This window comes from Levyella massiliensis (assembly GCF_000308275.2).
GTDB classification, from domain to species: Bacteria; Bacillota; Clostridia; order Tissierellales; family Peptoniphilaceae; genus Murdochiella; species Murdochiella massiliensis_A.
The window spans coordinates 710,231-722,677 of record NZ_HG529490.1 but is presented as its reverse complement, the minus strand read 5'-3'; the positions used below and the strand labels follow the sequence as shown (position 1 = coordinate 722,677).

Here is a 12,447-nt window from a genome sequence, read left to right as displayed (position 1 = left end):
TTTTTGAGACTGAAGGAGAATAAAAATCACAAGGAATGAATGAACTTCCATTGACGCTGCCCCTCATAATCGTTAGACTGAAGGAACAAGGAAATCGCCATGGAAGGCGAAAGGGGAGGGTGCATGAAGGTTGCAAAGTTTGGCGGATCGTCTTTGGCGGACGCCCATCAGTGTCAAAAAGTCATCGATATTATAAAAGCGGATCCAAAACGCCGTGTGATCGTGGTTTCGGCACCGGGGAAGCGAACACCGGGCGGCCACAAAGTGACCGATATGCTCTATTTGACACACCAGCTCGCCTCCATTGATATGGGAGGTAATGAAGTTTTTTCTTCTATTGCGGAACGATATTTGAACATTCGTAACGGCTTGGGACTCGCTTATCCGATTGAAGACGATTTGGATACTGTTAAACAGGCCATTTTCGACGGCGCCGAAGCGGATTATTGTGCGAGCCGCGGCGAATATCTTTGCGCGCGACTCCTAGCGGCGGCACTGGATTTTGAATTTGTGGATGCTGCGGAAATTGTGCGTTTCACCGAGGCGGGGGATTTGGACTTGGCGCTTAGCCAGAAACTGGCAGCAAAACGTCTGCAAGAGGGGTGCTATGTTGTGCCGGGTTTTTACGGTGCCGATGAAGCCGGAAAGATTGTTACCTTCTCACGTGGCGGTTCCGATATTACGGGATCCATTCTAGCGGCAGCTTTGCAAGCACCGGTGTACGAGAACTGGACAGATGTGTCGGGCTTTTTGGCCGCAGATCCGCGTATTGTCAAGGATCCGTGCCCCATCGAAGTGATTACGTATGAAGAATTGCATGAATTAAGCTATATGGGCGCCCAGGTGCTGCATGAGGATGCCGTGTATCCGGCTCGTCGTGCGGGGGTTCCCATCCATATTAAAAATACCAATGCACCGCAAGAGGAGGGGACACGTATTGTCCCGTCTAAAGACGAACACCGCCATGTGGTGACGGGCATATCGGGTAAAAACGGCTTTATGTTGGTCCATGTGTCTAAACGCCATGCCGCGGGCGACTCCGGTTTTTTGCGTCGCCTGGTGTCCGTGTTTGAAGCCAACGGATGCGCGGTGGAACACATGCCTTCGTCCATTGATACGGTATCCGTCATTGTTCGCGAAGATCCGTTTCGGAGCCGACAGAAAAAGATCTTGGAAGAAATTTCTATTTTCTGCGAGCCGGATGCGATCCAGGTACAGGAGGACATTGCTCTTCTTGCCGTCGTTGGCGAGGGGATGGCCAAACGCGCCGGCGTCGCAGCGCGTCTTTTTACCGCTCTCGGCACAGCGGGCATCTCCGTGCGCATGATTTTGCAAGGAGCCAGTGAATTGAATATTATCCTGGGCGTGAGGAAAGAGAACTTTAAACCCGCAGTACAGGCCCTATATCGGGAATTCTTTAAGGAGGAAGCATGAAACGCTATAACGTTGCCGTTGTCGGCGCAACAGGTCTGGTTGGCACGATGATGCGAAAAGTGCTGGAGGAACGCAATTTTCCGGTCAATCGGCTCTTTCCGATGGCAACCAAAAAATCGGCAGGAAAAGAACTGCAGTTTCAGGGCAAGACGTGGACGGTAGAGGAACTCACAGAGCATTCCTTTGACCAATCGATTGATCTGGCACTGTTTTCGGCAGGTGCCTCCACGAGTGAACGCTTTGCACCCATTGCAGCGGAGAAGGGCGTTACGGTTATCGACAACAGTTCCCAGTGGCGACAGACACCGGGTATTCCTCTGGTGGTACCGGAAGTGAATGCCGATGTTTTAGATGGCTATCATGGCATCATCGCTAACCCCAACTGTTCCACCATTCAGTGCATGGCAGTGCTAAAGGTTTTACGCGACCTTTATGGGTTAAAGCGTGTCGTTTATGCTACGTATCAGGCGGCAGCCGGTGCGGGTATGAAGGGACTCCATGACCTGGAAAACGGCACGACAACGACGTTTGACGTACCACTGCCGAAGAATGTGATTCCGCGCATTGATGTGTTTCTTAACGGCGATTACGACGGATACACTAAAGAAGAATGGAAAATGATACAGGAAACCCGAAAAATCCTAGACTTGCCGCAACTGGCAGTGACCGCAACGTGCGTGCGCGTTCCGGTGGATTTCGGACACGCTGTAGCCATTGATGCGGAGCTGGAAAAAGATTTTTCTGTGGCCGAGGTGCGTAAGGCATTGGAAGCCACTGACGGCATTATTGTTAAGGATGATCCCGCGCACTTGGTCTATCCGACGCCAATGGATTGCAAGGATCGAGATGAAATATTTGTGGGACGCATCCATCGCGATGTGTCGCAGAATAATACAATCCACCTGTGGTGCGTGGCAGATAATATCCGCAAGGGCGCAGCAACGAATTCGGTGCAAATTGCAGAAGCTTGGTTACAACGAAACGAATAGGGGGAAGTATGCAGATCGCACTCATCGGCTATGGTACAGTCGGACAGGCGTTTTATCGTCTCTATACCGAACGCCGTGAAGCTCTGGAAAAAGCCGTCGGTGAACCCATTGCCTTTTCGGGCATTGCCGTGCGTCATATTCATCCGCGTGCCTTTGAAGCGCCGGCAGCGCTTTATACGACAGAGCCTAAGGCCCTCATTGCCCAAAGCGAGGTGGACACCGTCGTGGAAGTCTCCAGCGATCCGACGCGATCCACGGCCTATTTGCGTCAGGCGCTTCTGGCAGGAAAACGCGTCGTGACGGCCAACAAGGCGGCACTTGCAGATGCCATGGCAACACTTTATGAGGCGGGCGAAACGGGTCACGGACGGTTACGTTTTGAAGCATCGGTAGCGGGAGGAATTCCACTGTTGGAGGCTTTAAAGAAGCAGGCGGCGGTCAACACAATGCTTTCCCTGAGAGGCATTATAAATGGCAGTTCCAATTATGTGCTGGACGCCATGACACAGGGAAAATCAGTAGCAGAAGCCATGCAGGAAGCGCGACAACTTGGTGTATTGGAAGAAGATCCCACCAATGATTTAGCGGGCATTGATGCGCAGCGCAAGTTGGCGATTCTTGCCACAATCCTGCTTGAGACCGGAGTGACGACAAAAGAGGTGGCGCGCATCGGGATGCAGGCGATTACTGCTGAAGACGTCAAGGCTTGCGCCGCTAAACATCGCGTGATCAAACTCCTAGCGACATTTTCGCGCAAGTCGGCATTGTCTGAAAGCGTGCAACTGCGTGTGGTGCCGGAGGCTGTGGACGCAGACTCGTTCTTTGCGCGAACCGGTGGCGTTGATAACTGCGTGGAGTGCACGGGCAGTCATATCGGTACGCTGCGTTTCACAGGGCCGGGCGGCGGTGGTGATGCCACGGCCAATGCTGTATGGACGGATGTTCTGAGCGTGCCATACGATAAACCAATAAAGCGATTGACGGCCTTGCCGGTGGTTGTAGAAAACGCGACCTCTACCTATTATGTTCGCTCTTTACAGGGAGCGATTCCTTTTACCGAAGAGGAAGCTGCCCATGCTGTCAGCGATGCTTTCGGTCCCGGTACGGTACGTGTCCGCTTAACCGATCGTCGAGCGGAAGCCTTGGCAGCAAACGGAATGGTGGTGATACGATGGTCTTAATGTACCATTCGACGCGTGATGCGTCACTGAGAGCAACGGATGCCGAGGCTTTATTACAGGGACTTGCGCCCGATGGAGGCCTTTTTGTACCGGAAAAAATTCCGACGGTGGATTTTCGCGCTTGGCGAGGGCTACGGTTTGAAGAAGTAGCACAGCGCATTTTTCGTCTCTATTTTCCTTCCCTGGGGGAAGAACGCATTGCGAATGTGGTGAAAACGGCATATGACAAGCGCTTTCGCACGAGACAAATTTGTCCCGTGCAACCCGTAGATCAGACGCTTGCCCTGCTTGAATTGTGGCATGGACCGACATTGGCTTTCAAAGACATTGCGCTATCGGCTTTGCCGCATTTGATGCGTGCCGCCCAAGAGGTGACAGGGGATACGGACCGTCTGTTAATTCTGACGGCGACTTCCGGCGATACCGGGAAAGCGGCCATGGAAGGCTTTGCCGGCGTGGACGGCTTTGGTGTTCTTGTGTTTTATCCGGCGGACGGGGTCAGCCGGGCGCAGGAAAAGCAAATGTGTACGCAGAAAGAAAATAACGTCTTTGCCTATGCGGTGGAAGGCAATTTTGATGATTGTCAGCGCGCGGTTAAAGCCTTCTTCACCGATAAAGCCATGGCGTCCTCACTGAAAAAGCAGGGGGTGCGCCTTTCTTCAGCCAATTCCATCAATATCGGACGTCTGGTGCCACAGATCGTCTACTATTTCACGGCATATGAGTCGCTGGTGCTGGCGGGGGCGATATCAGAAGGAGCTCCGTTGGATGTGACGGTGCCCACGGGCAATTTCGGCGACGTCTTAGCGGGATATTATGCGAAACGTATGGGTCTGCCGCTACGCATTCTCACCGTTGCTTCCAATACCAATCATGTGCTGACGGACTTCGGCCAAAGCGGTACGTATGATGCGCGACGGGAACTGGTGCGCACGACGAGCCCTTCGATGGATATTCTCGTTTCCAGCAATTTGGAACGCTTCCTCTACCACGAAAGCAAGGATGCCGAGATCGTGCGCGTAGAGATGCAGAAATTGGCCAGCGAAGGTCATTTCTCCTTTGCCCTGTCAGACAAAGATATGCGATGGGGGTATGCGGACGAAGACGCCGTACAGAAAACCATCGCAACACTCTATCGTACGGCGCATCAAGTGGTCGATCCGCACACGGCGGTGGCGTTACATGTGCAGAAGATGCTTTCTGACGCACAAAGCGATAAGGACGAAGCGCGTGCCTATCAACTTGTGCTTTCCACGGCGAGCCCCTTTAAATTTGCAGATACCGTGTTGCGTGCTTTGCATCGTCCGGTACCTGCGTCTCTTGCGCAGCAATGGGAGGAACTGGCTGCACTTTCGAAAGTGCCTGTACCGGAACCGTTACGTGTTTTAGCGCGTGAAAAAGGACATGCGCCACAGCGCTTGACCCGCGAAGCGATGCGCGATGCCGTGATCGGTTTTGCGAAAGGAGTATGAGATGCCGTTTACTATTCGGGTGCCCGCCACCAGTGCTAATTTAGGCTCCGGCTTTGACTGTGCCGGGATTGCTTGGAATCTCTATGCCAACTATATGTTTCATCTGCGTCAATCGGATGATAATCCCGCCCAAGCGCCGGTCTTTTCGAATGCCGCAGCGGCAGGACATCACTACGGACGTAATCTCGTGTTGGACGCCTATTGGCGTTATGCGGAGATGCTTGACATTGCATTGCCGAGAATCAGTGTATATATTGCTTCGGATATTCCCTCCACACGGGGGCTGGGGTCTTCTGCCGCCTGCATTGTAGCAGGAGCGGAAGCGGCACGCTTTATGGCACGCCGTTTGACGCCGCCTATGCGTGGCGGTCGTTTTACGGATGCCTCCATTTTGCGCGTGGCGACGGAAGTGGAGGGCCATCCGGACAATGTGGCGCCGGCGTTATATGGCGGCCTACAGATTTCGCGTTTTATCGATGGCAGAGTTAAAGCGTGTTCTTGCCCGCTGTCAGAGCATCTCCGGTTTCACGTGTTGATTCCGGATTTTGCGTCTAGCACCGAAAAATCGCGGGCAGGCTTGCCGGAGACCGTTTCTCGAAAGGATGCCGTTTTTAATCTCTCCTCTTTTGGCTTTTTATTGGAGGGGCTGCGAACAGGGGACGCTAAGCTGTTGCAGATCGGTTTAAAAGATCGTCTGCATGAACCTTATCGTCGTCCGCAGATTGCGCAATTTGAAGCTTGGGAAAAGAAGGCCGTTGCTGCTGGTGCGGCGGGGCTTGTGATAAGCGGCGCCGGATCAACACTGCTTTGTGTCTCATTGGCAGAAGCCGAATCTCGCGTGGAAGTCGCGTTAAATGAAGATGTGCCAAAGGGTTGGAAAGTGCGCGCTGTCCGCCCTGATTTCGTCGGCGCCACGATCGCAGCCTCTGATGAGGAAAAAGCATCTCGTAAGCACTAGCGTTATGGCGGGTCTTGTCGGCGTTTGGAAGTTAAAAACAATTGGTTTACAATACAAGTAAAGCCCTGTCACGGTGCGAGCGTAGCAGGGCAGAGTCGGCTTTTACGTTAACGTGTAAGGCCGGGATAGTCTTGTTGCCGCAGCACTTCATAGAGCACGATGGCAGCGGAGTTGGATAAATTTAAAGAGCGCGACCCGGGCAGCATGGGAATGCGCATGCATCGCTCCTGATTGCGATCCATCATGGCATGCGGGAGCCCCTTGGATTCGCTGCCGAACACCATCATGACGGAATCCGTTGCCTTCAGATCTCCTAAGGAGCGAGGGGTGCGCGTTTCAATATAGAGCACTTCGGTACCCTCTTTTTCCAGCGCATCGGCATGCTCTACAAATTCTTGCCAGCTGTCCCAGATGGTCAGGTCGACTTTGTCCCAGTAATCCATTCCAGCGCGTGCGATCTGCTGGCTGGTCAGACGAAAGCCGAAAGGGCGAACAAGATGAAGCGCTGTGCCGGTTACGACACAAGTGCGCGCGATATTTCCGGTATTATACGGAATTTCCGGTTCAATAAGTACAATGTGATTTTTTGCCATGGTAGCCTCCGATGAACATGGTAACGCAAATTATTTGCGTTGCCCAGCAGGGGGCGCTTTTATGTGCAACGCATTTCGGAGCGCCGTATGCTATATGGCGCGTTGGATAAGAAAAACAGAAAGGGAACACATGCATCGCATTAAAATCATGCACGCGGCAGACCTGCATTTGGGCGCGCGCCTGCCCGGTCTGGGCGATAAGGCAACAGCGCGTCGCAACGAGATTCTGCGCAGCTTTTTCCATATGCTGGAAATCTGTGCAAGCGAGAACGTGGATTATCTGTTGCTGGCAGGCGATTTTCTGGAAAGCTCGGAAATTACGGAACAGCAGATTCAGGCCATTCGGGAACGCATCGCTGAGGCGGCTTCTCTGAAGGTCTTAATTACGCCGGGCAATCACGACTATATGGCGCCTGACAGCCCCTATGCTTCGTCATGGCCGGAGAATGTTCATATTTTTCGCGGTGCTTGTGAAGCACTGACCGATCCGGAAAAAGAACTGGTTATCTACGGCGCCGGATTTAGCGGCACGTATCAGGAACGATCGCTATTGACGTTGCCTTGGGAAGAGGAGAGAAAAAAGACGCCGGGGTATACGCGTCTTTTGGTGGTGCACGGCGATTGGAATCAGCCCGAGAGTCCCTATCATCCGATACTGCCGGAAGCGCTGCCGCCCGACTTCTTTACCTATGTGGCATTGGGACATGTACATAAGCGCTCGTCGTTGCAGACGGTGGGTCATACGACCGTGGCTTATAGCGGCTGTCCGGACGGAACCGGCTTTGATGAAACGGGTGTGAAAGGGGTTTATCTGGGCACAGTTGAGCCGATGCACTGTGATTTGCATTTTCGGGCGCTTTCGACGCGTCTCTTTGTTCGCCAGGAGGTGGACGGATCGCATCTCTCTTCCCAGCGGGAGGCAGAGGAGCGTTTGATGGCGGCGCTGCAGGAGGCGCATATGGCCGGTTTTGACGATTCAAACATTGCGGCTCGTTTGCTTTTGACGGGCGCTGTGGACGAAGAGGAGCCGGTGGACTGGGCCTTGTTGCAGGAAACGCTGCGGGAAAAGCTGTATTGGCTTGAAATTCGTGACCTGCGCGTGCCTGCATTAGATTGGGAACAGTTAAAGCAGGAAGAAAGCCTCAAAGGCTATTTCGCGGCAGAACTTTATGCCCGGTGGAGGAAAGCAGCGCCGGAAGAGCGCGAAACGTTGGAAAGAGCGCTACGCTTCGGCTTGGAGGCCTTTAACGGAAAGGACTGGAATTTTGCGGATCTTATCCATTGAACTCTCCCATTTCGGAAAATTTACGGTTTTTTCGCAGGAACTATCTGCCGGTTTTACGGTAATTTATGGCAATAACGAAGCTGGAAAAACCACATTGATGGATTTTTTACAGCTCATGTTTTACGGTTCATCGGTCGGGGGGAAGGATCCGCGTGAGAACATCCGCAAGCGCTACTTAGACGGCGCAATGGAGAAACCGTCGGGCGTTTTGCGCTTTGAGACGCCGGAGGGCGTCTTCCGTTTGTCACGTCATTTCGGTAAGTCCAATTCCAAGGATAAAATTCAATTGGTCAAGGATGGGTCCGGCGAAGAGATCGCACTTGGCAGTAAGGAAACACCGGGGGAGCGTTTTTTTCATCTGAATGAAGATGCGTTTCGCCGCAGTGTCTATGTCGGAGCGTCCGGTACGGTAATTCCCGCTATTAAGGCGAAAAACGGAGACCAGCTAATGGCGCGGCTGTTGAATCTGCGCAGTACCGGCGATGAATCCACTTCGGAAAAGGAAGTGCTCGATCGTCTCGTGAAGGCGGAACGTTATTTTATAAAAGGAAACGGACAAGGTGGCGCCCTGCGCGATCGGGAAGCTTCGATTGCCCGCTTGCAGGCAGAAAAAGCGGAGGCTCTGCGCAAAGAAGAAGAGAAAAAGATGCGGCAACATGCGCTGGACTCCGCAAAAGAGTCGTTTATGCGGATGCGTACAGCTTACGAAAAGCAGGCGGAGGCGTTGAAAGCCGCCGAGGAGCAATGGGACGCGCGTGATTTATGGCGTGCTCGTGATTTGCGAGCGCGGGAAGAAGCCTTACGCTCCGAGGTGCAGCCGCTGCAACAGCTCCCTGCGGAGACCATTGCTAAGAAACAAGCGCTTGAGTCACAAGAAGCAGTCTTAAAGCAAGAAAAAGAGCGATGGGATGCCGCACATGAAACGTTAGAGCGGGAACGCATTACCTTAGAACAGGAAGAGACACATGCCGAAGAGCAGCGGCAATTCCTAGATTTGCAACTAAAGCATCTGGAAGAGGAGGCGCGGGAGCAGGAGGAAAAGCCAAAGGTGCGCGCAACGCTTGTATGGGTCGGCTTAGCACTTTTGGTGTGCGGCTTATTGTGTGCGCTGTTGTTGCCACTCTTTTGGTCTACCGGATGGGTGTTCGGTTTGTGTCTTACGGTAATCGGGGTTTTGGCTCTCGGCTGGGGATGGCGCAAGCATCGCCATGAAGAGAACGTAATGGCTGAGCAACGTCGGGGATCTGAGGCACGTCGCACACAGCAAAGAGATGAATTGATGCGCCGAAAAGAGGAAGCTTCGGCGGAACAATTTCAGGCAAGAGCCGAACGGTTAAAGCGGAAACTTGAACAGGAAAGCGACGCACTTCGCCAATGGCAGGAAGATGAAGCCGCCTGGCAAAAAGCACATCAGGCGCTGCAGGAAGAGGAATCCCATCGCCAGACGCGTCGGGAGCAATTGGAGGGATCACTGAAGCAAATTGAGGCGCAGTGGCAAAGCGACTTTGCACGTTGGAAGAATGATTCGCTCGAGGCGTTGGAGGAACAGTGCCGCGAAGCGGGATTTGACGGGGTAGCGTCGGAAAGTGCCATGAAGGCGCACTTGGATGATTTGCGGGAGCAGGAACTTCATATGCGGCAAGAGCAGGAGGCGAAGCGTCTTGCTATTGCTGAAGAGGAAGCGCGTCTTAGAGAGCAATGGAAAGGCGTGCGTCTGGCTGATGCGGTGGATCGTGATCTGAAGCGTGAAGCGGAGCAGGCAGAGCGGATGCGTGGCGTGTATCGTTCCCTGGAAATCGCAGCGGAGGCGGTGCAACAGGCCACGGAGAAAGCACATCATAATTTCGGTCCGCAGCTTAATGCCCGCACGTCGGAAATTTTACAAGCGCTACGCGGGCGAGCAGGCACTGTGCGCGTAGCAACGGATTTTGCCGTTGCGATGGAATCGTCGGAAGCTGGCGATCTTGCCGATTGGCGTCTGCTTTCCACGGGTACGATTGACCAGGTGTATTTTGCTCTGCGTATGGCTGTTGCGGAATTGATCAGCGGCGATGAAAATTTGCCTTTGTTTTTGGACGATGCCTTTGCCTTTTATGATGACGAACGCGCGAAGCACGCGTTTGATTTTTTGCAGGCGTATGCCGCGGAGAAACAGAAGCAAATTTTACTGTTTACAGCACATCACCGTTTTGCGGATTGGGCCTATGCTTTGCACACACCGATTCTGGCATTATCCGCCGAAGGAAGCGGCTTGGCAAAAACTGTTGAGGAAAATGGAGAGGAAAACGGCAGATGACTGAAATCCATGATAAAAAGCTGTATCGAAAAAAACGTCTGGAGTGGCGACTGGCGCTTTTCGGTTTATTGGTGGGGCTGGCATCCGGGATTATTGCGGTGTGTTATCGACTGTTCTTGACAAAAGTGGACAGCCTACGGACGAGCGTGTTATTAAGTGCTACTTTTTGGCAGAGTGTCGGGATTCTGCTTGCCCTTTTGTTCTTTGCTTTTTGCATGCATCGCCTGCTTTTGTGGGCGCCGTACAGTGGCGGCAGCGGCATTCCGCAGATCCGCGCAGAACTGTTGGGGAAAATTGATATGGCCGTCGAGCCGACCATTGTTTCTAAATTTATAGGCGGTATTTTAGGCAATGCCGGTGGTCTGACGCTGGGACGCGAAGGCCCGTCGATACAGCTTGGTGGCATGTTGGCAAAAAAAGCATCGCGCCTTCTTGACGTGTCCGAGATGGAGGAACGCTACCTTGTTACGGCTGGCGCAGCTGCCGGTTTGGCAGCGGCCTTTAATGCTCCGCTTTCCGGCGCTCTGTTTGCGATGGAGGAAATTCACAAGAGCCTTTCACACCTCTTTTTGATTCCGTGCCTTGCAGCGTGCCTCATGGCTAATTACTTCAGCTTTTCTGTCCTTGGCGTGCAAAGCGCTTTTGCTTTCGGCATTCATGCCACCTTGCCCGTTACGGCACTCGGCTTTATTGTAGCCATGGGTGTGCTCTCGGGGTTGGTGGGAGTGGTTTTCAATCGCGGCCTTTTATTTGCCAACCGCGCATTGCCGAAGCTGCCGATTCCTCGTTATCTCGTCATCTTCTTGATCATGGCCGTTCTATTCTTCGTAGGACGCCAAGAACCATTGCTTCTGGGAGGCGGCCATGCCCTCATCGAGGATTTGGCGAAAGGCGCCTTTTCCCTGGCACCGATTTTTGTCTTCCTTCTCTTGCGCCTGCTTTTTGTCTGGGCAAGCTACGGCAGCGGCGCACAGGGCGGCATTTTCCTGCCCGTTTTGGCAGTAGGCGCTCTGACCGGTGCTCTCTTTTTCTCCCTCGGCAGCGGATGGATTGCATCGGAATATTACATGAATTTCCTCTATCTCGGCATGGTCGGCGTCCTCACCGCCGTGGTGCAGGCGCCGCTCATGTCCATCATGCTGGTCATGGAGATGAGTGGCTCCATCAACATCATGCTTCCCATGAGCGCATGCGCCATCATTGCATTTTTAGTTGCCAAAGTCTGTCGTACCGAACCGATCTACGAATCGCTCTTTGCGATGAGCTTTGGCGACCCCAAAGCTTCGCATTCCGACAGCAAAAAAGAAAATATGACCATGCAGTACTATCTGATTCCAAATGAAGCACCCTACTTGGGAAAAACTCTTTCTGATTGGGATTTGCCGGATTCTGTGCTGATTGCCTCGATCGAGCGCGAAGGCAGCACCTTTACCCCTAATGGCGCCACTTTCCTTAAGGGAGGCGATGAAATTCTTGTGCTTTGCCCGGAGGAGGATTTGGAGAAGGTGAATGCGATCTTTTCGTAGCTGATAAAAGCGAGCGACACATTTTATACCGTGGGTAATGGCAAAAACGCTAAAACCTACGGTAGGAGGAAGGGAGCGAATGGCGATTTTCTACCGTTGGTAATGGCAAAAGCGCCAAAACCTACGGTAGTCGCAAGGGGGCTAATAGCGATTTTCTACCGTTGGTAATGGCAAAAATGCTAAAACCCACGGTACGTTCAGTCAACTGCAGCTCCATTTCATACCGTGGGTAATGGTAAAAACGCCAAAACCTACGGTACGTTCGGCCAAGTCCAGCCCCATTTCATACCGTGGGTAATGGCAAAAACGCTAAAACCCACGGTACGTTCAGCCAAATGCAGCTCCATTTCATACCGTGGGTAATTGCAAAAACGCTAAAACCCACGGTACGTTCAGTCAACTGCAGCTCCATTTCATACCGTGGGTAATTGCAAAAACGCAAAAACCCACGGTACGTTCAGCCAAGTGCAGTCCCATTTCATACCGTGGGTAATGGCAAAAATCCCAAAACCCACGGTACGTTCGGCCAAGTCCAGCCCCATTTCATACCGTGGGTAATGGCAAAAACGCAAAAACCTACGGTACGTTCAGCCAAGTGCAGTCCCATTTCATACCGTGGGTAATGGCAAAAACGCAAAAACCTACGGTAGGAGGAAGGGAGCGAATGGCGATTTTCTACCGGTGGTAATGGCAAAAACGCAAAAACCTACGGT

9 protein-coding genes are annotated in these 12,447 nt (G+C 52.7%); 8 read left to right on the top strand and 1 reads right to left on the bottom strand.

Translation table 11 applies throughout. The features are described from left to right. Positions 1-123 precede the first annotated feature (123 nt). Genes BN98_RS03285 through thrB form a run of 5 tightly spaced genes read left to right on the top strand, consistent with a single transcriptional unit; the run spans position 124 to position 6,034 of the window. Complete coding sequence (locus tag BN98_RS03285) at positions 124-1,434, top strand: aspartate kinase (RefSeq protein ID WP_019189748.1); 1,311 nt, start codon at positions 124-126, stop codon at positions 1,432-1,434. Next, a complete protein-coding gene (locus tag BN98_RS03280) occupies positions 1,431-2,423 on the top strand; it encodes an aspartate-semialdehyde dehydrogenase (RefSeq protein ID WP_019189749.1) in 993 nt (330 codons plus the stop codon). The genes BN98_RS03285 and BN98_RS03280 overlap by 4 nt, the downstream gene beginning before the upstream one ends. Before the next feature lie 8 nt (positions 2,424-2,431). Continuing rightward, the gene (locus BN98_RS03275) at positions 2,432-3,604 is read left to right on the top strand and encodes a homoserine dehydrogenase (RefSeq protein ID WP_019189750.1); all 1,173 of its coding nucleotides are present in this window, start codon (positions 2,432-2,434) and stop codon (positions 3,602-3,604) included. Further along, positions 3,595-5,076: a threonine synthase gene (thrC, locus tag BN98_RS03270; protein WP_019189751.1), complete on the top strand. Its 1,482-nt coding sequence runs from the start codon at positions 3,595-3,597 to the stop codon at positions 5,074-5,076. Before BN98_RS03275 ends, thrC begins: the two co-directional genes overlap by 10 nt. Before the next feature lies 1 nt (position 5,077). Beyond that, positions 5,078-6,034, top strand: a complete 957-nt coding sequence (thrB, locus tag BN98_RS03265) for a homoserine kinase (RefSeq protein WP_019189752.1) — start codon at positions 5,078-5,080, stop codon at positions 6,032-6,034. 107 nt (positions 6,035-6,141) lie between these two features. On the opposite strand, the gene BN98_RS03260 is transcribed toward thrB, so the two are convergent. After that, on the bottom strand, positions 6,142-6,627 hold the full coding sequence (locus BN98_RS03260) for a tRNA (cytidine(34)-2'-O)-methyltransferase (protein ID WP_019189753.1): 486 nt from the start codon (positions 6,625-6,627) through the stop codon (positions 6,142-6,144). A gap of 130 nt (positions 6,628-6,757) precedes the next feature. Here BN98_RS03260 and BN98_RS03255 point away from each other — a divergent pair, with 130 nt between their 5' ends. The 3 genes from BN98_RS03255 to BN98_RS03245 are packed head-to-tail and all read left to right on the top strand — an operon-like array spanning position 6,758 to position 11,734. Beyond that, complete coding sequence (locus tag BN98_RS03255; protein WP_019189754.1) at positions 6,758-7,912, top strand: metallophosphoesterase family protein; 1,155 nt, start codon at positions 6,758-6,760, stop codon at positions 7,910-7,912. After that, on the top strand, positions 7,893-10,208 hold the full coding sequence (locus tag BN98_RS03250) for an AAA family ATPase (protein WP_019189755.1): 2,316 nt from the start codon (positions 7,893-7,895) through the stop codon (positions 10,206-10,208). Before BN98_RS03255 ends, BN98_RS03250 begins: the two co-directional genes overlap by 20 nt. Further along, positions 10,205-11,734, top strand: a complete 1,530-nt coding sequence (locus BN98_RS03245) for a ClC family H(+)/Cl(-) exchange transporter (RefSeq protein ID WP_019189756.1) — start codon at positions 10,205-10,207, stop codon at positions 11,732-11,734. Before BN98_RS03250 ends, BN98_RS03245 begins: the two co-directional genes overlap by 4 nt. Positions 11,735-12,447 lie beyond the last annotated feature (713 nt).

Bases quoted from the DNA above. Each gene is read 5' to 3' on its own strand.
- BN98_RS03285 (WP_019189748.1), top strand. From the start codon at position 124: ATGAAGGTTGCAAAGTTTGGCGGATCGTCTTTGGCGGACGCCCATCAG.
- BN98_RS03280 (WP_019189749.1), top strand. From the start codon at position 1,431: ATGAAACGCTATAACGTTGCCGTTGTCGGCGCAACAGGTCTGGTTGGC.
- BN98_RS03275 (WP_019189750.1), top strand. From the start codon at position 2,432: ATGCAGATCGCACTCATCGGCTATGGTACAGTCGGACAGGCGTTTTAT.
- thrC (WP_019189751.1), top strand. From the start codon at position 3,595: ATGGTCTTAATGTACCATTCGACGCGTGATGCGTCACTGAGAGCAACG.
- thrB (WP_019189752.1), top strand. From the start codon at position 5,078: ATGCCGTTTACTATTCGGGTGCCCGCCACCAGTGCTAATTTAGGCTCC.
- BN98_RS03260 (WP_019189753.1), bottom strand. From the start codon at position 6,627: ATGGCAAAAAATCACATTGTACTTATTGAACCGGAAATTCCGTATAAT.
- BN98_RS03255 (WP_019189754.1), top strand. From the start codon at position 6,758: ATGCATCGCATTAAAATCATGCACGCGGCAGACCTGCATTTGGGCGCG.
- BN98_RS03245 (WP_019189756.1), top strand. From the start codon at position 10,205: ATGACTGAAATCCATGATAAAAAGCTGTATCGAAAAAAACGTCTGGAG.